This window comes from Pseudomonas sp. NFR16 (assembly GCF_900108875.1).
In the GTDB taxonomy this organism is placed as follows: domain Bacteria; phylum Pseudomonadota; class Gammaproteobacteria; order Pseudomonadales; family Pseudomonadaceae; genus Aquipseudomonas.
This window is the reverse complement of the sequence record NZ_FNYJ01000007.1, coordinates 123,862-143,114: the sequence shown is the minus strand read 5'-3', so window position 1 is coordinate 143,114 and position 19,253 is coordinate 123,862. Positions and strand designations below refer to the sequence as shown.

At 60.3% G+C, this 19,253-nt stretch carries 24 protein-coding genes; 17 read left to right on the top strand and 7 right to left on the bottom strand.

Annotation, left to right across the window (positions count from 1 at the left end; translation table 11 throughout):
* Positions 1 to 44: 44 nt before the first annotated feature.
* From BMZ10_RS24005 to pilG, 3 genes are read right to left on the bottom strand one after another with little or no spacing between them, the layout of a single operon-like run.
* Positions 45 to 584: a chemotaxis protein CheW gene (locus tag BMZ10_RS24005; RefSeq protein ID WP_093468275.1), complete on the bottom strand. Its 540-nt coding sequence runs from the start codon at positions 582 to 584 to the stop codon at positions 45 to 47.
* A gap of 16 nt (positions 585 to 600) precedes the next feature.
* Positions 601 to 966, bottom strand: coding sequence for a twitching motility response regulator PilH (gene pilH / locus BMZ10_RS24000; protein ID WP_093468272.1), 366 nt, complete (start codon positions 964 to 966; stop codon positions 601 to 603).
* A gap of 46 nt (positions 967 to 1,012) precedes the next feature.
* Positions 1,013 to 1,423, bottom strand: coding sequence for a twitching motility response regulator PilG (pilG, locus tag BMZ10_RS23995; protein ID WP_065991170.1), 411 nt, complete (start codon positions 1,421 to 1,423; stop codon positions 1,013 to 1,015).
* A gap of 266 nt (positions 1,424 to 1,689) precedes the next feature.
* On the opposite strand from pilG, the gene gshB reads away from it, so the two are divergent.
* The 7 genes from gshB to BMZ10_RS23960 all read left to right on the top strand — a co-directional run bounded on the left by gshB (position 1,690) and on the right by BMZ10_RS23960 (position 8,042).
* Complete coding sequence (gene gshB, locus BMZ10_RS23990; protein ID WP_093468269.1) at positions 1,690 to 2,643, top strand: glutathione synthase; 954 nt, start codon at positions 1,690 to 1,692, stop codon at positions 2,641 to 2,643.
* Between the two features lie 244 nt (positions 2,644 to 2,887).
* The gene (locus BMZ10_RS23985; protein WP_093468815.1) at positions 2,888 to 3,790 is read left to right on the top strand and encodes an energy transducer TonB; all 903 of its coding nucleotides are present in this window, start codon (positions 2,888 to 2,890) and stop codon (positions 3,788 to 3,790) included.
* A gap of 345 nt (positions 3,791 to 4,135) precedes the next feature.
* Complete coding sequence (locus BMZ10_RS23980; protein WP_093468266.1) at positions 4,136 to 4,705, top strand: YqgE/AlgH family protein; 570 nt, start codon at positions 4,136 to 4,138, stop codon at positions 4,703 to 4,705.
* The gene (gene ruvX, locus BMZ10_RS23975) at positions 4,705 to 5,145 is read left to right on the top strand and encodes a Holliday junction resolvase RuvX (RefSeq protein ID WP_093468263.1); all 441 of its coding nucleotides are present in this window, start codon (positions 4,705 to 4,707) and stop codon (positions 5,143 to 5,145) included. The genes BMZ10_RS23980 and ruvX overlap by 1 nt, the downstream gene beginning before the upstream one ends.
* 90 nt (positions 5,146 to 5,235) lie before the next feature.
* A complete protein-coding gene (gene pyrR / locus BMZ10_RS23970) occupies positions 5,236 to 5,757 on the top strand; it encodes a bifunctional pyr operon transcriptional regulator/uracil phosphoribosyltransferase PyrR (RefSeq protein ID WP_093468260.1) in 522 nt (173 codons plus the stop codon).
* A gap of 12 nt (positions 5,758 to 5,769) precedes the next feature.
* Positions 5,770 to 6,774: an aspartate carbamoyltransferase catalytic subunit gene (locus tag BMZ10_RS23965; protein ID WP_093468257.1), complete on the top strand. Its 1,005-nt coding sequence runs from the start codon at positions 5,770 to 5,772 to the stop codon at positions 6,772 to 6,774.
* Complete coding sequence (locus BMZ10_RS23960) at positions 6,771 to 8,042, top strand: dihydroorotase (protein ID WP_093468254.1); 1,272 nt, start codon at positions 6,771 to 6,773, stop codon at positions 8,040 to 8,042. Before BMZ10_RS23965 ends, BMZ10_RS23960 begins: the two co-directional genes overlap by 4 nt.
* Before the next feature lie 117 nt (positions 8,043 to 8,159).
* Here BMZ10_RS23960 and BMZ10_RS23955 read toward each other — a convergent pair whose 3' ends face one another.
* Positions 8,160 to 8,579, bottom strand: a complete 420-nt coding sequence (locus BMZ10_RS23955; protein WP_093468251.1) for an NINE protein — start codon at positions 8,577 to 8,579, stop codon at positions 8,160 to 8,162.
* A gap of 250 nt (positions 8,580 to 8,829) precedes the next feature.
* On the opposite strand from BMZ10_RS23955, the gene BMZ10_RS23950 reads away from it, so the two are divergent.
* A complete protein-coding gene (locus BMZ10_RS23950; protein ID WP_093468248.1) occupies positions 8,830 to 9,564 on the top strand; it encodes a C40 family peptidase in 735 nt (244 codons plus the stop codon).
* A 141-nt stretch (positions 9,565 to 9,705) separates the two neighbouring features.
* Here BMZ10_RS23950 and BMZ10_RS23945 read toward each other — a convergent pair whose 3' ends face one another.
* Positions 9,706 to 10,740 carry a type IV pilus twitching motility protein PilT gene (locus BMZ10_RS23945; RefSeq protein WP_093468246.1) on the bottom strand — a complete coding sequence of 345 codons (1,035 nt, stop codon included), beginning with the start codon at positions 10,738 to 10,740 and terminating at the stop codon, positions 9,706 to 9,708.
* Between the two features lie 54 nt (positions 10,741 to 10,794).
* Between BMZ10_RS23945 and BMZ10_RS23940 the strand changes: the two genes are divergently transcribed.
* The 9 genes from BMZ10_RS23940 to BMZ10_RS23900 all read left to right on the top strand — a co-directional run bounded on the left by BMZ10_RS23940 (position 10,795) and on the right by BMZ10_RS23900 (position 17,505).
* Positions 10,795 to 11,481, top strand: a complete 687-nt coding sequence (locus BMZ10_RS23940; protein WP_093468243.1) for a YggS family pyridoxal phosphate-dependent enzyme — start codon at positions 10,795 to 10,797, stop codon at positions 11,479 to 11,481.
* Between the two features lie 24 nt (positions 11,482 to 11,505).
* On the top strand, positions 11,506 to 12,324 hold the full coding sequence (gene proC / locus BMZ10_RS23935) for a pyrroline-5-carboxylate reductase (RefSeq protein WP_093468240.1): 819 nt from the start codon (positions 11,506 to 11,508) through the stop codon (positions 12,322 to 12,324).
* Between the two features lie 10 nt (positions 12,325 to 12,334).
* Positions 12,335 to 12,925, top strand: a complete 591-nt coding sequence (locus BMZ10_RS23930; protein ID WP_093468237.1) for a YggT family protein — start codon at positions 12,335 to 12,337, stop codon at positions 12,923 to 12,925.
* A gap of 193 nt (positions 12,926 to 13,118) precedes the next feature.
* A complete protein-coding gene (locus tag BMZ10_RS23925) occupies positions 13,119 to 14,258 on the top strand; it encodes a homoserine O-succinyltransferase MetX (RefSeq protein WP_093468234.1) in 1,140 nt (379 codons plus the stop codon).
* A gap of 7 nt (positions 14,259 to 14,265) precedes the next feature.
* Complete coding sequence (metW, locus tag BMZ10_RS23920; protein ID WP_093468231.1) at positions 14,266 to 14,886, top strand: methionine biosynthesis protein MetW; 621 nt, start codon at positions 14,266 to 14,268, stop codon at positions 14,884 to 14,886.
* A 22-nt stretch (positions 14,887 to 14,908) separates the two neighbouring features.
* Complete coding sequence (locus BMZ10_RS23915; protein WP_093468228.1) at positions 14,909 to 15,355, top strand: DUF4426 domain-containing protein; 447 nt, start codon at positions 14,909 to 14,911, stop codon at positions 15,353 to 15,355.
* Positions 15,352 to 15,948, top strand: coding sequence for an RdgB/HAM1 family non-canonical purine NTP pyrophosphatase (gene rdgB, locus BMZ10_RS23910; protein WP_093468225.1), 597 nt, complete (start codon positions 15,352 to 15,354; stop codon positions 15,946 to 15,948). Before BMZ10_RS23915 ends, rdgB begins: the two co-directional genes overlap by 4 nt.
* Positions 15,945 to 17,159: a radical SAM family heme chaperone HemW gene (gene hemW / locus BMZ10_RS23905; protein ID WP_093468222.1), complete on the top strand. Its 1,215-nt coding sequence runs from the start codon at positions 15,945 to 15,947 to the stop codon at positions 17,157 to 17,159. Before rdgB ends, hemW begins: the two co-directional genes overlap by 4 nt.
* A 22-nt stretch (positions 17,160 to 17,181) precedes the next feature.
* Positions 17,182 to 17,505, top strand: a complete 324-nt coding sequence (locus BMZ10_RS23900; RefSeq protein WP_093468219.1) for a DUF3392 domain-containing protein — start codon at positions 17,182 to 17,184, stop codon at positions 17,503 to 17,505.
* Positions 17,506 to 17,659: 154 nt separating this feature from the next.
* Here BMZ10_RS23900 and trmB read toward each other — a convergent pair whose 3' ends face one another.
* Both trmB and BMZ10_RS23890 read right to left on the bottom strand, forming a co-directional pair.
* The gene (trmB, locus tag BMZ10_RS23895; RefSeq protein WP_093468812.1) at positions 17,660 to 18,373 is read right to left on the bottom strand and encodes a tRNA (guanosine(46)-N7)-methyltransferase TrmB; all 714 of its coding nucleotides are present in this window, start codon (positions 18,371 to 18,373) and stop codon (positions 17,660 to 17,662) included.
* Between the two features lie 55 nt (positions 18,374 to 18,428).
* A complete protein-coding gene (locus tag BMZ10_RS23890; RefSeq protein WP_093468216.1) occupies positions 18,429 to 19,223 on the bottom strand; it encodes a thiazole synthase in 795 nt (264 codons plus the stop codon).
* Positions 19,224 to 19,253: the final 30 nt, after the last annotated feature.

The following is a 19,253-nucleotide window of genomic DNA, read 5'->3' as shown; positions in this document are numbered from 1 at the left end:
GCCTGCGAAGACGGCGAACGTCCTCGATGCTGTGCAAGACAGTATTAAAGTGCAACATCCATGAACCCCGGCGACTGCACCAGCGTTCTGGGACTGAAAACCCGCCAGGCCTGTTCACGCAGGAAACGGCCCTGAATGTACGGCGCGATTTGCGCGTCGCTGTCATCCAGGGTCTCAGGCATCAGGCTGCGCTCGCTGAAATGCTGCATGCCGAGGACTTCGTCCACCAGCAACCCGGCAAACACGTCCTGGTCATCGATGACCAGCACACGCCGCTGCTTGCGCAAGGGCGACAGCTCATGGCCGAAAAATGCACACAGATCCATGATCGGCAACAGCCTGCCCCGCAGATTCGCGATGCCGCGCACCCACGGCTTTACACCCGGCAGCGCGGCGTAGCGGGGTTCATGAAGAATCTCATCGACCTCGCCCATGGGCGCCACGTAGAAACGCTCGCCCATGCGAAAGCCGATGCCGCTCCAGCCCTGCTGTCGGGTTTCCTGCAGCGGCAATCCGGCGGCGAGCGAGCGGCAGCGCTGGTCGATATCGAGCAGCAGCTGAAAAGCAGTTTGTGACTGAGCCATGAACGCCAGCCGGGCGTCAGCCCGCCAGAACCGCGTTCAGGGTTTTCATGAGGGTTTCTTCATCCACCGGCTTGGTCAGGTAGTCCCGCGCACCCTGGCGCTTGCCCCAGACCTTGTCGGTTTCCTGGTCCTTGGTGGTGATCATGATCACCGGGATCATGTTGGTGTCGGCATCCTTGGTCAGCTGGCGGGTCGCCTGAAAGCCGTTCAGGCCGGGCATGACGATGTCCATCAGCACTGCGTCAGGCTTTTCCTGACGCGCCAGCGCCACACCGTCTGCACCGTTCTCGGCCTTGAGGACCTGATGGCCGTGCTTTTCCAGCATCCCGGTCAGCTTGTACATTTCGGTCGGCGAATCATCGACGATCAGAATTCGAGCCATGGTGCTTCCCCATAGAAACAGCCGTCCCCGGGCAAGGGGATCGACTTCAAGATAGTTGTTGTTCTACTGCAACGAACCCCGGCACGTGGGCCTTGATTGCACTGAGCAGTTCTTCCTTGCTAAACGGCTTGGTCAAAAACTGATCGGACCCGACGATTCGCCCCTTGGCTTTGTCGAACAGCCCGTCCCTGGAGGACAACATGATCACCGGCGTGGACTTGAACGCCCGGTTGTTCTTGATCAACGCACAGGTCTGATACCCGTCCAGCCTGGGCATCATGATGTCGACAAATATGATTCGTGGATGATTATCGGCGATCTTGGCCAGCGCATCGAAACCGTCTATGGCAGTGATCACTTCACAACCGACGTTTTTCAACAGGGTCTCGGCGGTGCGGCGAATCGTTCGAGAGTCGTCGATGACCATCACTTTCAATGGGGCTGAATGCTGTTCCATATCTGCTCTACCATCGCCGCGGCGATTCAGATGGGTCTGCCTTCGGCCGGGCCTATGGTGCTAGTCGGGATCGCTGAACCCCCATCTAGAGGGGTGCAAAGGCAACCGTCATGATGGCGGATGCCGAGCCTTTTTAGCACACTCTAAAGGCGCAATCCATAAAGCATCTGCGCCGCTCTTGCCCCTTGACCCCAAGCCTGCGCAGCGCCACCCTGACGCCTGTTTTCAGGCCGGTCGCGGCCATTACCGATCAGAGGATATTGCCCATGAGCATTCGCCTGGGAATTGTCATGGACCCCATCGAGCGCATTTCCTATAAAAAGGACAGCTCGCTGGCCATGCTCCTGGCAGCGCAAGCGCGCGGTTGGTCGCTGTTCTATATGGAACAGCACGATCTTTATCAGGATGCAGGACAGGCCCGTGCCCGCATGAAGCCGCTCAAGGTCTTCGCCGATCCGGCGCACTGGTTCGAACTGGAGGCCGAAGTCGACAGTGGCCTGGATGAGCTGGACGTTATCCTGATGCGCAAGGATCCGCCCTTCGACATGGAGTTCGTCTACTCCACCTACCTGCTGGAGCAGGCCGAGCGCGCGGGCGTGCTGGTGGTCAACAAACCGCAGAGTCTGCGTGACTGCAACGAAAAGCTGTTTGCGACCCAGTTCTCCCACTGCACGCCGCCAACGCTGGTGAGCCGCCGCTCGGACATCCTGCGCGAGTTCGCCGCCAAACATGGCGATGTGATCTACAAGCCTCTGGATGGCATGGGTGGCGCATCGATTTTCCGTCATCGTCCGGAAGACCCGAACCTGTCAGTCATTCTCGAAACCCTGACCAACCACGGCCAGAACCAGATCATGGCTCAGGCCTACCTGCCTGCAATCAAGGACGGCGACAAGCGCATCCTGATGGTCGATGGCGAGCCGGTGCCGTATTGCCTGGCACGCATTCCCGCCGCAGGGGAAACCCGTGGCAACCTGGCCGCCGGTGGCCGTGGCGAGGCGCGCCCGCTGACAGAACGCGATCGCTGGATCGCCGCCGAAATCGGCCCGAGCCTGCGGGAAAAAGGCCTGCTTTTCGTTGGTCTGGACGTGATTGGCGAGCACCTGACCGAAATCAACGTCACCAGTCCGACCTGCATTCGTGAGATCGACAACGCGTTCGGTACGGACATTGGCGGAATGTTGATGGATGTGATCGAGAAAAAGCTGCAGGCCCGATAGTGCAGCTTTCTGCAGGAGCGCGCTTGCCCGCGATTAAGGTGCGTCGGTAACAATAATGTTGAATATTCCGACGTCATCGCGGGCAAGCGCGTTCCTACAGTGACGATGCATCGCCTGTACTGCCCACTAATCGGCCCGCCGATATCAAAGCCCAAGCACCGGCTGACATTGCGGTATCATGCGCGGCCTGAATTTCGCGTTAGGTGGGTTCTGTAATGCTGGCATTCGTGCTTCCGGGGCGTCGATGAACGCTGCGGTCGACAAAGATCTTCCCATGGCTCTGACCCGCACCGGCGTGCGCCCGGCTGATCGCCTTGGCTTTACCCTGATGATCGCGGCGCTGATCCATCTGGCGCTGATCCTTGGCGTCGGCTTCACCTACGTCAAGCCGGAAAAGATCAGCCAGACGCTGGAAATCACCCTCGCACCCTTCAAAAGCGACACTAAGCCCAAAGACGCCGACTTCCTCGCTCAGGAAAACCAGCAGGGCAGCGGCACCCTCGACAAGAAAGCGGTGCCCAAGACCACGGAAATCGCGCCGTATCAGGATACCCAGATCAACAAGGTCACGCCCCCGCCTGCCGCCAAGCCGGTGGTGAAGCAGGAAGCGCCCAAGACCGCTGTGGCGACCAAGGCCCAGGCAACGCAAAAGACTGTCGCCAAGCGTGATGAGGTAAAACCGGAAGAACCGAAGAAAGCCGCACCCACCTTCGACAGCACGGAGCTGAACAGCGAAATCGCCAGCCTTGAGGCCGAACTGGCCGATGAGCAGCAGGCTTATGCCAAGCGCCCCAAGATTCATCGACTGAGCGCCGCATCGACCATGCGCGACAAGGGCGCCTGGTACAAGGAAGACTGGCGCAAGAAGATCGAGCGCATCGGCAACCTCAATTACCCCGACGAGGCACGGCGCAAGCAGATCTACGGCAGCCTGCGGATGATGGTATCGATCAACCGGGACGGCTCTTTGTATGAGGTGTTGATCCTGGAGTCATCAGGCCAGCCGTTACTGGATCAGGCAGCACAGAAGATCGTGCGGCTGGCGGCGCCGTTTGCGCCATTCAGCGGTGATCTGGCCGACATCGACCGTCTGGAAATCATCCGAACCTGGAAATTCGCCAAGGGCGACAAGCTTTCCAGTAATTGATCGCGATATACGGACGCCGCATTTCCCAGGCGAAGTGAGCCAACTGCCTTCAACGCCCCATCGATCAATGGCGCAACACCCGACGCCTTCCCGGCTGAAGCCGGTCCTACGACAAACATGCGGCGCCTGTAGGACCGGCTTCAGCCGGGAAAAGGCCGGTGATGCGGTGCAGATGCATTGGTTGGAAATCATTCTTCGCGGGCAAGCGCGCTCCTACAACGTTTGCCAATACATCGCGCAGTGCAGGCCTGTCGAACATGAAACCTGAAACCTGTCGCGATTTATCCACCCTCGAGTCGGTTCTGCCAGTTGTCACAGCAGCCCCACGGCGCCACACTAGGGCTCATGAAAAACGTCACTCCGTCGTACCTCAAGCATCAATTTCTGATCGCCATGCCCCACATGCACGATGAGAACTTCGCTCAGACCTTGACCTACATCGTCGAGCACAACGCCAATGGCGCCATGGGCCTGGTCATCAATCGACCGCAGAGCCTGTCGCTGGCCGATATCCTCGAGCAGCTGCGTCCCGAAATGACGCCACCTGCCCGCTGCCAGCAGATCCCCATTCATGTCGGCGGGCCCGTTCAGACGGATCGCGGCTTCGTGTTGCATCCCACCGGTCAGATATTTCAGGCCACCGTAGACTTGGGCGGCATCTCGCTTTCCACCTCGCAAGATGTCTTGTTTTCCATCGCTGACGGCTACGGACCTGATCAAAATCTGATCACGCTGGGTTATGCAGGCTGGGACGCCGGGCAACTGGAAGCCGAATTCGCCGCCAACGCCTGGCTCAACTGCGCGTTCGATCCCAGAATTCTTTTCGAGCTCGACAGTCACGAGCGCCTCGATGCCGCCGCCGCAAAACTGGGCATCAACCTCAATCTGCTGACCAGCCAGGCGGGACACGCCTGATGGCCGCACTGCGCCTGTTATTGGGGTTCGACTACGGCAGCAAGCAGATTGGCGTGGCCGTCGGCCAAGTGATTACCGGCCAGGCGCGAGAGTTGTGCACATTGAAGGCCCAGAATGGCGTTCCCGACTGGACCAAGGTTCAGGCCCTGATCGCCGAATGGAAGCCGGACGCGATCGTTGTCGGACTGCCGCTGAACATGGACGGCACGCCCAGCGAAATGAGCGCCCGCGCCGAGAAGTTCTCGCGCCAGATCAACGGCCGCTTCAACCTTCCGGTTTACACCCACGACGAGCGCCTGACGACCTTTGAAGCCAAAGGCGAGCGCATGTCCCGTGGCGGTCAGAGTGGCAGTTATCGCGACAACCCGGTGGACGCCATTGCCGCAGCGCTCTTGCTGCAGGGCTGGCTGGAAGCCAATAGCGCACTGTTCGAAACCTGATCGATTTACACTGCATCGAGTTGAAAGCACCGAATTCGAGTTTCAGCCCGCGCCGACGAGCAGTCCGGCCGGGCCTCTGAAGGAGCGACCATGACCCTGCCCAATCCCGCCGAACTGATCCGCCAGATGGCGAACGATCTGAACGCGCACTTGAATAAACGCGGCATCAGCGAGCCTCGCTTCATTGGCATCCGGACCGGCGGAGTCTGGGTCGCGCAGGCCCTGCTCGAAGCGATGGGCAGCCAGTCGCCTCTCGGCACGCTGGATGTCTCTTTTTATCGCGATGACTTCAGCCAGAACGGTCTGCACCCGCAGGTGCGCCCTTCGGAGTTGCCGTTCGAGATCGAAGGCCAGCATCTGGTGCTGATCGATGATGTGCTGATGAGCGGCCGCACGATACGCGCGGCGCTCAATGAACTGTTCGACTACGGCCGCCCTGCGAGTGTGACGCTGGTTTCTCTGCTCGATCTGGACGCCGCCGAGTTGCCGATCCGCCCGAATGTGACCGGCGCGACGCTGGACCTGTCTCCGAACGAGCGAGTCAAGCTCTCCGGCCCGACGCCGCTGACCCTCGAACTGCAAGACCTTTCCACCGATTCCGCCGCCCTCTAAGAGTCCTTTGCGATGACGCCTCCCGACGCCAAGCGCCCGCTGCAGCTGAACCATCAGGGTCAACTGCAACATTTTCTCTCGCTCGACGGTTTGCCCCGCGAACTGCTGACCGAAATCCTCGACACCGCCGACTCATTCCTTGAAGTCGGCGCACGGGCGGTGAAGAAAGTCCCGCTGCTACGCGGCAAGACGGTGTGCAACGTGTTCTTCGAGAACTCGACGCGGACCCGCACCACGTTTGAACTGGCGGCACAGAGGCTGTCGGCGGACGTCATCACCCTGAACGTGTCGACCTCTTCGACGAGCAAGGGCGAGACGCTGTTCGACACCCTGCGCAACCTTGAGGCCATGGCCGCCGACATGTTCGTCGTACGCCACGCCGACTCCGGTGCGGCGCACTTCATCGCCGAGCACGTCAGCCCGCAGGTGGCGATCATCAACGGCGGTGACGGCCGACACGCTCACCCGACCCAGGGCATGCTCGACATGCTCACCATCCGCCGCCACAAGGGCAACTTCGAGAACCTCTCGGTCGCCATCGTCGGCGACATTCTGCACTCGCGGGTTGCGCGCTCTAACATGATCGCCCTCAAGGCGCTGGGTTGCCCGGACATCCGCGTCGTCGCCCCCAAAACGCTGCTGCCGATCGGCGTCGAGCAGTACGGCGTCAAGGTCTACACCGATCTGGCCGAGGGCTTGAAGGACGTAGACGTGGTGATCATGTTGCGCCTGCAACGCGAGCGCATGTCCGGCGGTCTGCTGCCGAGCGAGGGCGAATTCTATCGTCTGTTCGGCCTGACCACCGCCCGCCTGGCGGGCGCCAAACCTGACGCCATCGTCATGCATCCGGGTCCGATCAACCGCGGCGTGGAGATCGAGTCGGCAGTGGCCGATGGTCCGCATTCGGTGATTCTCAATCAAGTGACTTACGGCATCGCGGTGCGCATGGCCGTATTGTCCATGGCCATGAGTGGCCAAACCGCACAACGCCAGTTCGAGCAGGAGAACGCGCAGTGAAGTTCAGCATCCTCGGCGCTCGCGTCATTGACCCTGTCAGCGGTCTGGATCAAGTCATCGACGTTCACCTGGAAGCCGGCAAGATTCTCGCCCTTGGCGTCGCGCCTGCCGATTTCACCCCGTCACAAACCATCGACGCCGCCGGCCTGATCGCCGCTCCCGGCCTGGTCGACCTGAATGTTTCCCTGCGCGAGCCGGGCTATAGCCGCAAAGGCTCCATCGCCAGCGAAACCCGCGCAGCGGCGGCCGGCGGCGTGACCAGTCTGTGCTGCCCTCCCCGGACCAAACCGGTCCTCGACACCTCGGCGGTTGCCGAACTGATTCTGGACCGCGCCCGAGAAGCCGGACACAGCAAAGTGTTCCCCATCGGGGCGCTGAGCAAGGGGCTTGAAGGTGAGCAACTGGCTGAACTGATCGCGCTGCGGGACGCAGGCTGCGTGGCGTTCACCAACGGGCTGATGAATTTCCGCAGCAACCGCACGCTCTGCCGCGCGCTGGAATACGCAGCGACCTTCGACCTCACTGTGATCTTCAATTCGCAGGACGACGACCTGGCTCAAGGCGGTCTGGCGCACGACGGTCCAACCGCCGCATTCCTGGGTTTGCCCGGCATTCCGGAAACCGCCGAAACGGTCGCGCTGGCCCGTGACCTGTTGCTCGTCGAGCAAAGCGGCGTTCGCGCGCACTTCACTCAGTTGACCAGCGCGCGCGGCGTGGCGCTTATCGCCCAGGCTCAGGCACGCGGCCTGCCGGTCACTGCGGACGTGGCGCTGTATCAGTTGATTCTGACCGACGAAGCGCTGATCGACTTCTCCAGCCTGTACCACGTCCAGCCGCCGCTGCGCACCCGCGCCGACCGTGACGCGCTGCGTGAGGCAGTGAAATCGGGCGTCGTTCAAGCCATCTCCAGCCACCACCAGCCTCATGAACGCGACGCCAAGCTGGCGCCCTTCGGCGCGACTGAGCCGGGCATCAGCAGCGTCGAGTTGTTGTTGCCACTGGCGATGACCCTGGTTGAAGACGGCCTGCTGGACCTGCCGACGCTGCTCTCACGCTTGAGCGCAGGCCCGGCAGCGGCCTTGCGCCTGCCCGCCGGCCAACTGGCCGCCGGCGCGCCTGCCGACCTGGTCTTGTTCGACGCAGCGGCGTCCACCGTGGCGGGTGAGAAGTGGCTGTCCAAAGGCGAGAACTGCCCGTTCCTCGGCCACTGCTTGCCGGGCGCAGTGAAATACACCTTCGTGGACGGCCGGATCAGCTATATCGGCTAAGTCGACGCGCCGCTCTGTGCTCGCAGGAGCGCGCTTGCTCGCGACAGCATCAGGTCAGACACCCTGAAAACTCAGGTCTGACGCCTCGCGGACAAGCACGTTCCTACAGGTCAGCGTTTACCGGTGCTGCACGTTCTTCACCGAAATCTGGTCGTTGAGCGTCCAGAAGTCATACAGCACGCCGATGAACGCCAGGCCCCCCGTTAGCAGGTAGAGGATCCCGGTGATCCATTTGCCCTGATACATGCGATGCACCCCGAACACGCCCAGGAACGTCAGCAGAATCCACGCGACGCTGTAGTCGGTCGTGCCGGCGTTAAATCTCAAGTCGGCCTCGCGATCCATCGAGGGAATCAGAAACAGGTCGATCAACCAGCCAATTCCCAACAGGCCAAGCGTGAAAAACCAGATCGTGCCGGTCACCGGTTTGCCGTAATAGAAGCGATGAGACCCCGTGAAGCCAACGATCCACAGCAGATAACCCATGAGCTTACTGTGGGTGTCGTGATGCGGGACGTCGTGCTGATAGGTGTTCATTGGTAACCTCTTTCGTCGCGATAGAAAAAAATATGCGTAACTTTTGTGACTTTGGTGACCCTGTCCGACGTATGGCTTGAACCTATCCTTGATCGTGCAAACCCTTGTTCTTCAAGGCGATGAGCATACCAACGTGACAGTTTTACCGCCGAAACTGACTTTCAGGGCAGTAAATTGTTCGACAAATGGCCTCGGCAACTGGAAAAAAGCTGTTATAAAGTTGCGCGCTGACCAATATGAGCCCTGCCTAATGCGTCCATTTTTAAAGACATGGCTGACTATTTGCCTATTTATGCCACTGGCCGCCCACGCCACCAATCGTGAGCAACCGCTTCCTTCGAGTTTCACCGGTTTCACCGCACGAGCCGAGTCACCGGAAACCGTTTCACGCAATATCGCCGCTCAGCGAGCCGCGATGGCTGCAATCGAAGAGACAGCAACACCGCTTGCAACTTCCGGCAAAAAGTCGCGAGCCACCAAAAGCAAGAACACCTCGGGTTCTCGCAAGATTTCGCAAAACACGGTCGCCCTCGCCGCTTCGGCGCAGACGGGAACCAAGCAAAGCACCAACGTGGTGAACCGTGCGGTTAAAGCCATCGGTACCCCTTATCGTTGGGGCGGCACCAGCCCGACTAAAGGGTTCGACTGCAGCGGACTGGTTAAATACGCGTTCAATGACGTAAGTGAAGTGGATCTGCCGCGTACCTCGAACGCCATGGCCGAAGGCCACGGGCAAAAGGTCGATCGCAAGGATCTGAAGCCGGGTGACTTGCTGTTTTTCAACATCAAGAGCCGCAAGGTTAATCACGTCGCCATCTACCTGGGTGACGATCAGTTCGTCCACGCCCCGCGTCGTGGCAAGTCCGTGACGATCGATACGCTGAAAAAGCCGTATTGGGACAGCCATTACGTTGTCGCCAAGCGCGTGCTGCCCAAGCAGCCGCCAAGCCGCAAAGGCACGACGGTGCGAATCGCCCAGCGCTGATCTGCGACGTTCCGTCTGACGACGGAGAGCTTTGTGGGAGTGGATTCATTCACGAGCGGATCGTACAGCCGATGGAAAACCTGTCGGATGTACGGCCAATCATGAGTGCATGCACTCCCACAGTCGTTCAAGGCAATCGAATCAGAAGTTATCCGGTGTCTTTGCCTTCTCGCGAGCGCTTTCCCGCGTGATCAGCCCTTTGGCGATCAGGTCCTTGAGGCACATATCCAGCGTCTGCATCCCCAGCGAGCCCCCCGTCTGGATCGACGAGTACATCTGCGCCACCTTGTCTTCCCGGATCAGGTTTCGGATCGCCGAGGTGCCGATCATGATCTCGTGCGCCGCCACCCGGCCACCGCCGACCTTTTTCAGCAGCGCCTGGGAAATGATCGCGTGCAGCGACTCGGAAAGCATCGAGCGAATCATCGACTTTTCCTGAGCCGGAAACACGTCGACGATACGGTCGATACTTTTTGCCGCAGACGTGGTGTGCAGCGTGCCAAACACCAGGTGACCGGTTTCGGCTGCGGTCAACGCCAGGCGAATGGTTTCCAGGTCCCGCAGCTCGCCGACCAGAATCACGTCCGGGTCTTCACGCAGCGCCGAGCGCAAGGCCTCGGCGAAACCATGGGTGTCGCGGTGAACTTCGCGCTGGTTGATCAGGCTTTTCTTGGACTCGTGAACGAATTCGATCGGGTCTTCGATGGTGAGAATGTGGTGGTGCTTGTTACTGTTCAAGTAATCGACCATCGCCGCCAGCGTGGTCGACTTGCCCGAGCCGGTGGGCCCGGTCACCAGAATCAGGCCACGCGGGACGTCGGTAATCTTGCGAAACACTTCCCCCATGCCCAGCTCTTCCATGCTCAGGACCTTCGAGGGAATGGTCCGGAATACAGCGCCCGCGCCACGGTTCTGATTGAACGCATTGACCCTGAACCGCGCCACGCCGGGCACTTCGAAGGAGAAGTCCGTCTCCAGATCTTCTTCGAAATCCTTACGCTGCCTATCGTTCATGATGTCGTAAATCAGCGCCTGGACCTCTTTCTGGTCCAGCGCTGGCAGGTTGATCCGCCTTACATCGCCATCGACGCGGATCATCGGTGGCAGGCCGGCAGAGAGGTGTAAGTCCGACGCGCCTTGCTTGGCACTGAAGGCAAGCAGCTCGGTAATATCCATACAGCTCCTCATCACATAGAATGCCGCAGACTTTAGCCCTGCTGGCGCAAATCAATGTCCACGATAGCAGAGAACATTTCAACGCTCGCGGAGCGAATTCATAACGCCGCGCAGGCCGCTCAACGCGACCCGGCATCCGTCGGCCTGCTGGCCGTGAGCAAGACCAAACCGGCAAGCGATCTGCGTGAGGCTCACGCGGCAGGTCTGCGCGACTTCGGCGAGAACTACCTGCAGGAAGCCCTCGGCAAACAGGCTCAATTGAGCGATCTGCCCTTGATCTGGCATTTCATCGGCCCCATCCAGTCAAACAAGACGCGCGCCATCGCCGAGAATTTTGCCTGGGTACATTCAGTGGACCGCCTGAAGATTGCACAACGTCTGTCCGAACAACGTCCCGCCGGACTGCCGCCGCTCAATATCTGCATTCAGGTCAATGTGAGTGGCGAAGCCAGCAAATCGGGTTGCACACCGGAAGACCTGCCAGCGCTGGCACATGCGATCAGCGCCCTGCCTAATCTGAGATTGCGCGGATTGATGGCAATTCCCGAACCTACAGAAGACAGCGACGAACAGAACGCTGCCTTTGCCGCTGTACGTGACTTGCAACACAGCCTCAACCTGCCGCTGGACACTCTTTCCATGGGCATGAGCCACGACCTGGAAGCCGCCATTGCACAAGGCGCGACCTGGGTGCGGATCGGCACTGCCCTTTTTGGCGCCCGGAACTATGGGCAGCCTTAACTTTCGCCTTACAGGAAACCGTTCATGAGCAAAACCCGTATCGCATTCATCGGCGCAGGCAACATGGCGGCCAGCCTGATCGGCGGCATGCGCGCCCAAGGCGTCGAGGCTGAACTGATTCGCGCCAGCGATCCCGGCGCCGAAACCCGCGAACGCATCACCCGAGAACACGGAGTCCAGGCTTTCGCCGACAACGCCGAAGCAGTCGAAGGTGCCGACGTGGTGTTGCTGGCGGTCAAACCGCAGATGATGAAAACCGTCTGCGAGTCGCTCAAGCCAAGCTTGAAGCCCGATCAGTTGATCGTTTCCATTGCCGCTGGCATCACCTGCGCCAGCATGAAGGCCTGGCTTGGCGAACAGCCGATCGTTCGCTGCATGCCCAATACGCCGGCGCTGTTGCGTCAGGGCGTCAGTGGCTTGTACGCCACCGAAGACGTGACATCAGCTCAGCGCCAGCAGGCGGAAACCCTGCTCTCGGCAGTGGGCATCGCCCTGTGGGTGAATGAAGAAGCCCACATTGATGCGGTAACGGCGGTGTCGGGCAGCGGCCCGGCTTACTTCTTCCTGCTGATTGAAGCCATGACCGCCGCCGGCGTGAAGCTTGGCCTGTCGCCCGAGGTTTCCAAGCAACTGGCCGAGCAGACCGCTCTGGGCGCTGCACGGATGGCGACCGAGAGTGACGTCGATGCAGCGGAGCTGCGCAGCCGCGTGACCTCACCTGCGGGCACGACGGAAGCTGCGATCAAGTCCTTCCAGGCCGACGGCTTCGAAGCGATCGTGGAAAAGGCGCTCGGCGCTGCGGCACACCGTTCCGCCGAACTGGCCGAATTGCTGGGTAAATAAGGAGTAGTTCATGAATGCACTCACTGGCGCCACGATCTTTGTTATTCAGACGCTGATCAGCCTGTACCTGACCATCGTCCTGCTGCGCTTCGTGCTGCAACTGGTCAAAGCCAACTTCTACAACCCGCTCAGCCAGTTTGCCGTGCGGGCCACGCAACCGCTGCTCAAGCCCATTCGCCGGATCGTCCCCAGCGTCCTGGGTCTGGACACGTCCTCTCTGCTGCTGGCGATCGTGATTCAGGCGTTGTTGATGGCCTTCGTGCTGATGATGACTTACGGCACCATCGGCGACGTCCCACACCTGTTGATGTGGTCGATCATCGGCATCACGTCGCTGCTGCTGAAGATCTTCTGGGTCGCGATGATCATCATGGTCATCGTCTCGTGGATCGCGCCGGGCACGCACAACCCTGCCGCAGAACTGGCCTACCAGATCAGTGAGCCGATCCTGGCGCCCTTCCGCCGCATCATCCCCAATCTGGGTGGCATGGACATCTCGCCGATCTTCGCCTTCCTGGCCATTCAAGTGCTGCAGTCGTACGTCATGCCCGAACTGGCAGCGTACTCCGGCATGCCGCAGGAGCTGTGGCGGTTGATCTAAATCCCGCCCCACCCTGTAGGCGTGAGCTCGCTCGCGATGACGGTGCGTCAGATACTTAGCTGGCGTCTGGCACACCGCAATCGCGAGCAAGCTCACTCCTACAGGTACTCATCTGTCCACCGCCCCGTTGTTCGCTTGCCGCTACCCCCCGTGATCTTTAGACTTACGCCTCATTTCAGCGAGAGCAGGGTCGATGTCCACGGTCTTTCCCGAAGATTCTGTCGGTCTAGTCACGCCGCAAACGGCGCATTTCAGCGAGCCACTGGCTCTGGCCTGCGGTCGGTCGCTGGCCGCTTATGACCTCATCTACGAAACCTACGGTCAGCTCAACGCCGCCAAAAGCAATGCGGTGCTGATCTGCCACGCCTTGTCGGGCCACCATCACGCGGCCGGCTATCACAGCGCCGAAGACCGCAAGCCAGGTTGGTGGGACAGCTGCATCGGCCCGGGCAAGCCCATCGACACCAACAAATTCTTCGTGGTCAGCCTCAATAACCTGGGTGGCTGCAACGGCTCGACAGGCCCCAGCAGCATCAACCCGGAAACCGGCAAACCCTTTGGCGCCGGCTTCCCCGTATTGACCGTCGAAGACTGGGTGCACAGCCAGGCGCGTCTGGCCGACAGCCTGGGCATCATGCAATGGGCCGCCATCGTCGGCGGCAGCCTGGGCGGCATGCAGGCCCTGCAGTGGACGATCACCTATCCGGACCGCGTGCGTCATTGCCTGGCGATTGCGTCGGCGCCCAAGTTGTCAGCGCAGAACATCGCGTTCAACGAAGTCGCACGCCAAGCGATCCTGACCGATCCGGAATTTCATGGCGGCTCGTTCCAGGAACTCGGCGTCATCCCCAAACGCGGCTTGATGCTGGCGCGCATGGTCGGGCACATCACGTACCTGTCCGACGATTCGATGGGCGAGAAATTCGGCCGCGGCCTGAAAAACGAGAACCTCAACTACGACTTCCACAGCGTCGAGTTTCAGGTCGAAAGCTACCTGCGTTATCAGGGCGAAGAGTTTTCCGGCCGCTTCGACGCCAATACGTATCTGTTGATGACCAAGGCACTGGACTATTTCGATCCGGCCGCCAACTTCAACGATGACCTGGCCGCAACCTTCGCCGGTGCGAGCGCCAAATTCTGCGTGATGTCGTTCACCACCGACTGGCGCTTCTCGCCCGCGCGCTCTCGCGAACTGGTGGATGCGTTGATGGCCGCGAAAAAGGACGTCTGCTACCTGGAGATCGACGCGCCGCAGGGCCACGATGCCTTCCTGATGCCGATCCCGCGCTACCTGCAAGCCTTCTCCAGCTACATGAACCGAATTGCACTCTGAGGACACCATGAGAGCCGACCTGGAAATCATCCAAGACTGGATACCGGCAGGCAGCCGCGTGCTCGACCTCGGTTGCGGCGACGGCGAATTGCTGGCCTGGCTGCAGCAGAACAAACAAGTGACAGGCTACGGGCTGGAGAATGATGCCGACAACATCGCACGCTGCGTGTCGCGAGGCGTCAATGTCATCGAGCAGGACCTGGACAAAGGCCTGGGCAACTTCGCCAGCAACAGCTTCGACGTCGTGGTCATGACGCAGGCGCTGCAAGCAGTGCACTACCCTGACCGAATCCTTGACGAGATGCTTCGCGTGGGTCGTCAGTGCATCATCACATTCCCCAACTTCGGTCACTGGCGCTGCCGCTGGTACCTGGCGAGCAAGGGCCGCATGCCGGTTTCCGAGTTCCTGCCCTACACGTGGTACAACACGCCGAACATTCACTTCTGCACCTTCGAAGACTTCGAGGAGCTGTGCCGCGGTCGCTCGGCAAAGGTCATTGATCGGCTGGCGGTCGACCAACAACATCGCCACGGATGGGCAAGTAAACTATGGCCTAATCTGTTGGGTGAGATCGGCATCTATCGGGTCAGCAGCCCGACCTTGCAGGATCACCAGATCGCGGTCTGAACCAACCGACAGGAGAATGATCATGCGTCGTCTGAGTGCAATGCTGAGTCTGCTCATCGCACTTGCAGCTCCGGCGATGGCTGCCGACAGCGCGAGCCTGAACAGGCAGCAGCAGTTCGGCGACGTGACCATTCACTACAACGCGTTTGGTTCAGGAATGCTGCAGCCGTCGATTGCCAGGGACAAAGGCCTGACCCGCAGCAAGGGCATGGGCGTGATCAACATCACTGCGATCAAAGACGGCAAAACCGTTACTGCCAGCGTCGACGGCTCGGTGGCAGACCTGACCGGCCGCAAGGAAGCGTTGAGCTTCAGGCCGATCAGCGAAAACGGCTCGGTCAATTACATCGCGCAGTACGACGTGCAGCCCGACACCTCGGCCACTTACATCTTCACCATCAACGTGAAAACCGTTGACGAACAAGTTCACACGCTCAGCTTCAACCAGGAAATCTTTTCGGACCCATGATGAACTTCACCCAGCTCGTACTCGCCAGTCACAACGCCGGCAAACTCAAAGAACTTCAGGCCATGCTTGGCGGCAGCGTGCAGTTGCGCTCGATCGGCGAGTTCAGCAGCGTGGAGCCTGAGGAGACGGGTCTGTCGTTCGTCGAGAACGCCATTTTGAAGGCCCGCAACGCTGCGCGTATTTCAGGTCTGCCGGCACTGGCCGATGACTCGGGCCTTGCCGTGGATTTCCTCGGCGGAGCGCCGGGTATCTATTCGGCGCGCTATGCCGATGGCAAGGGCGATGCGGCGAACAACGCCAAGCTGCTCGACGCCCTGAAGGATGTGCCGGAACACGCGCGCGGCGCGCAGTTCGTCTGCGTGCTGGCGCTGGTTCGTCACGCCGATGACCCGTTGCCCATTCTGTGTGAAGGCCTGTGGCATGGGCGCATCCTGACGGCCGCCAGCGGCGAGCACGGATTTGGCTACGATCCGCTGTTCTGGGTGCCGGAGCGCAATGTTTCGAGCGCCGAACTCAGCCCGGCCGACAAGAACCAGATCAGCCACCGTGCACGCGCCATGGCTATTTTGCGTCAGCGTCTGGAATTGCAATGAATCACGATTCAGACACCCGGCCGCTGATTCTCGGCGCGGCCGGTTTCAGCTCCGAGCAGCCAAGAAACCCGCTGACCGAACTGCCTCCGCTTTCGCTGTACATCCATATTCCGTGGTGCGTGCGCAAATGTCCGTACTGCGACTTCAACTCTCATACCGCCAGCGCGGTACTGCCTGAGCAAGAGTACGTCGACGCGCTGCTTGCCGACCTCGATCAGGACCTGCCAAGCGTTTATGGCCGCGCGTTGAGTTCGATCTTTTTCGGCGGGGGCACGCCCAGCCTGTTCAGCGCAGAGGCACTTGGGCGACTCTTGAAAGGGGTCGAGCAACGCATACCCTTCGCGCCCGATATCGAGATCACCCTGGAAGCCAACCCCGGCACGTTCGAGCAGGTGAAATTCAGCGCATACCGGGCCTTAGGCATCAATCGGCTGTCGATTGGCATTCAGAGCTTTCAGGAAGCCAAGCTCAAGGCACTGGGCCGCATCCACAATGGTGACGAAGCGGTACGCGCTGCCGACATGGCGCGCCAGGCCGGTTTCGATAACTTCAATCTGGACCTGATGCACGGCTTACCGGATCAGTCCCAGGACGATGCACTGAGCGATCTACGCCAAGCCATTGCGCTGGCGCCGACCCATCTCTCCTGGTATCAGCTGACCCTGGAACCCAACACCGTTTTCTGGAATCAGCCGCCGACGCTGCCGGAAGACGACATCCTGTGGGACATTCAGGAGGCCGGTCAGACGCTGCTGCGGGAAAACGGCTACGCGCAATATGAAGTTTCTGCCTACGCGCAATCCGGCCGTCCGGCACGACACAATCTGAATTACTGGAGTTTCGGCGACTTCATCGGCATCGGCGCAGGGGCTCACGGCAAGCTCAGCCACCCGGACGGACGCATCGTACGCACCTGGAAAACCCGACTGCCCAAGGATTACCTGAATCCGGCCAAGTCGTATCAGGCCGGCGAGAAGCTCTTGGCGCTGGACGAAATGCCGTTCGAATTTCTGATGAATGCGCTGCGCCTGACAAAAGGCGTCGACGCTGCATTATTTCAGCGGCGCACCGGTCTAAGCGTCGATTCGCTCGCCAGTGCGCGTCAACAGGCCGAACAACGAGGCTTGCTCGAGGCCGATCCGACGCGTCTGGTGGCCACTGCTCGCGGGCAGTTATTTCTCAACGACCTGCTGCAGTATTTTCTTCTATAAGACTCAACGCTAAGGACACTGAATGGACCTCGTACTCGACCTGCTGGCAACTGTCTCGCGCTGGAGTCGCAGCAACCTTTCGGAAATCGCACTGGCGTTGGTGGGCTGTCTGCTGATCCTGTTCGGGGCCGACATCAAGGGCTGGATCGAAGGTCGCATCAGCAGCTTCGCCGGGGCCTTGCGCGTTCCCGTCATGGCCCTGCTGTGCACCATCGGCAGCGGCGCTGCGCTCATCTACGCCACGCCATGGGTCGTGCGCGGGCTGAGCCAGTTCAACAACTACAGCCTGGCGCCCGTGTTGTTGGTGGTGCTGGTGCTGATCGGCGTTGTGGCGGATCGGAAGTAATCCAGGGCTGACACCACGCGCTCGCGCGGCGGGCACGTCATCTATGGCAGCGAGCCTGCTCGCGAGAGCACCAGTTCAGCCAGTGCACGTCTACTGGCTGATCCTGAGCCTTCACGAGCAATCTCGCTCGCACAGTGACTCATCGGCGGATGAGTCAGGCGGTTTTTTCGAACTTCAAATCCCAGACCCCATGCCCCAGACGCTCGCCACGTCGTTCGAACTTGGTGATCGGGCGTTCCGCAGGGCGCGGGACGCATTTGCCGTCTTCGGCCAGATTGCGGTAACCGGGAGCAACGTTCATCACTTCCAGCATGTATTCAGCGTAGGGCTCCCAGTCGGTCGCCATGTGCAGGACGCCGCCGGGCTTGAGCTTGCTGCGAACCAGCGCGGCAAATTCGGCCTGAACGATGCGACGCTTGTGATGGCGCGCCTTGTGCCAGGGATCCGGGAAGAACAGCATCAGGCGATCGAGGCTGTTATCGGCAATGCAACGATTGAGCACTTCGATCGCGTCGCAATCGTAGACCCGCACGTTCTTCAGGCCTTGCGTCAGAACGCCATTGAGCAGCGCACCGACACCAGGACGATGCACTTCAACGCCGATGAAATCTTGCTCGGGCGCCGCCGCTGCCATTTCCAGCAATGAGTGTCCCATGCCGAAGCCGATTTCCAGCGTGCGCGGCGCAGCGCGGCCGAACACCTTGTCGAAATCGACCGGCTCGTCGGCCAGCGGCAGGACGAACAACGGTTTGCCCTGATCCAGCCCGCGCTGCTGGCCTTCGGTCATGCGACCGGCACGCATCACGAAGCTCTTGATGCGTCGATGATGGCTTTCATCGCCCTGTTCTTTACCGTCTTCGTCGTTCATCACTTCGTCGTCCGGAAGTGCATCGGGCTTTTGCGAATCAATCATCAACAGGCTCTTACTTGATCAGACCGTCCAGCGGCGAGGACGCGCTGGCATAGAGTTTCTTGGGCATACGACCCGCCAGGTAAGCCATACGGCCTGCCAGAATGGCGTGTTTCATCGCTTCTGCCATCAATACCGGCTGCCCGGCGTGGGCGATGGCCGAGTTCATCAGCACGGCTTCGCAACCCAATTCCATCGCGATGGTGGCGTCCGAAGCGGTGCCGACACCGGCGTCGACCAGCACCGGCACTTTCGATTCTTCGAGAATGATCCGCAGGTTGTACGGGTTGCAGATCCCGAGGCCCGTGCCGATCAGGCCCGCCAAAGGCATGACTGCGCAGCAGCCGATTTCGGCCAGTTGGCGCGCGATGATCGGGTCGTCGCTGGTGTAAACCATCACGTCGAAACCGTCTTTGACCAGCGTTTCGGCAGCCTTGAGGGTTTCGATCACGTTAGGGAAAAGGGTCTTCTGGTCGGCCAGAACTTCAAGCTTGACCAGGTTGTGGCCGTCGAGCAGCTCACGCGCCAGGCGGCAGGTACGCACTGCCTCGATGGCGTCATAGCAACCGGCAGTGTTCGGCAAGATGGTGTAACGATCAGGTGGCAGCACGTCGAGCAGGTTCGGCTCACCCGGATTCTGGCCCAGGTTGGTACGACGCACGGCGACCGTCACGATTTCCGCGCCAGAGGCTTCGATGGCCAGACGGGTTTCTTCCATATCCTTGTACTTGCCAGTGCCGACCAGCAGGCGCGACTGGAAAGTCCGACCGGCCACTGTAAACGGCTTGTCGCTATGAACATTGCTCATCGGAAATCCTCTTTACGGTTGAGGTTCTTG

What these genes read in the sequence shown, in the direction of transcription:
- BMZ10_RS24005 (WP_093468275.1), bottom strand. Translation starts at nt 584, where the DNA reads ATGGCTCAGTCACAAACTGCTTTTCAGCTGCTGCTCGATATCGACCAG.
- pilH (WP_093468272.1), bottom strand. Translation starts at nt 966, where the DNA reads ATGGCTCGAATTCTGATCGTCGATGATTCGCCGACCGAAATGTACAAG.
- pilG (WP_065991170.1), bottom strand. Translation starts at nt 1,423, where the DNA reads ATGGAACAGCATTCAGCCCCATTGAAAGTGATGGTCATCGACGACTCT.
- gshB (WP_093468269.1), top strand. Translation starts at nt 1,690, where the DNA reads ATGAGCATTCGCCTGGGAATTGTCATGGACCCCATCGAGCGCATTTCC.
- BMZ10_RS23985 (WP_093468815.1), top strand. Translation starts at nt 2,888, where the DNA reads ATGAACGCTGCGGTCGACAAAGATCTTCCCATGGCTCTGACCCGCACC.
- BMZ10_RS23980 (WP_093468266.1), top strand. Translation starts at nt 4,136, where the DNA reads ATGAAAAACGTCACTCCGTCGTACCTCAAGCATCAATTTCTGATCGCC.
- ruvX (WP_093468263.1), top strand. Translation starts at nt 4,705, where the DNA reads ATGGCCGCACTGCGCCTGTTATTGGGGTTCGACTACGGCAGCAAGCAG.
- pyrR (WP_093468260.1), top strand. Translation starts at nt 5,236, where the DNA reads ATGACCCTGCCCAATCCCGCCGAACTGATCCGCCAGATGGCGAACGAT.
- BMZ10_RS23965 (WP_093468257.1), top strand. Translation starts at nt 5,770, where the DNA reads ATGACGCCTCCCGACGCCAAGCGCCCGCTGCAGCTGAACCATCAGGGT.
- BMZ10_RS23955 (WP_093468251.1), bottom strand. Translation starts at nt 8,579, where the DNA reads ATGAACACCTATCAGCACGACGTCCCGCATCACGACACCCACAGTAAG.
- BMZ10_RS23950 (WP_093468248.1), top strand. Translation starts at nt 8,830, where the DNA reads ATGCGTCCATTTTTAAAGACATGGCTGACTATTTGCCTATTTATGCCA.
- BMZ10_RS23945 (WP_093468246.1), bottom strand. Translation starts at nt 10,740, where the DNA reads ATGGATATTACCGAGCTGCTTGCCTTCAGTGCCAAGCAAGGCGCGTCG.
- BMZ10_RS23940 (WP_093468243.1), top strand. Translation starts at nt 10,795, where the DNA reads ATGTCCACGATAGCAGAGAACATTTCAACGCTCGCGGAGCGAATTCAT.
- proC (WP_093468240.1), top strand. Translation starts at nt 11,506, where the DNA reads ATGAGCAAAACCCGTATCGCATTCATCGGCGCAGGCAACATGGCGGCC.
- BMZ10_RS23930 (WP_093468237.1), top strand. Translation starts at nt 12,335, where the DNA reads ATGAATGCACTCACTGGCGCCACGATCTTTGTTATTCAGACGCTGATC.
- BMZ10_RS23925 (WP_093468234.1), top strand. Translation starts at nt 13,119, where the DNA reads ATGTCCACGGTCTTTCCCGAAGATTCTGTCGGTCTAGTCACGCCGCAA.
- metW (WP_093468231.1), top strand. Translation starts at nt 14,266, where the DNA reads ATGAGAGCCGACCTGGAAATCATCCAAGACTGGATACCGGCAGGCAGC.
- BMZ10_RS23915 (WP_093468228.1), top strand. Translation starts at nt 14,909, where the DNA reads ATGCGTCGTCTGAGTGCAATGCTGAGTCTGCTCATCGCACTTGCAGCT.
- rdgB (WP_093468225.1), top strand. Translation starts at nt 15,352, where the DNA reads ATGATGAACTTCACCCAGCTCGTACTCGCCAGTCACAACGCCGGCAAA.
- hemW (WP_093468222.1), top strand. Translation starts at nt 15,945, where the DNA reads ATGAATCACGATTCAGACACCCGGCCGCTGATTCTCGGCGCGGCCGGT.
- BMZ10_RS23900 (WP_093468219.1), top strand. Translation starts at nt 17,182, where the DNA reads ATGGACCTCGTACTCGACCTGCTGGCAACTGTCTCGCGCTGGAGTCGC.
- trmB (WP_093468812.1), bottom strand. Translation starts at nt 18,373, where the DNA reads ATGAACGACGAAGACGGTAAAGAACAGGGCGATGAAAGCCATCATCGA.
- BMZ10_RS23890 (WP_093468216.1), bottom strand. Translation starts at nt 19,223, where the DNA reads ATGAGCAATGTTCATAGCGACAAGCCGTTTACAGTGGCCGGTCGGACT.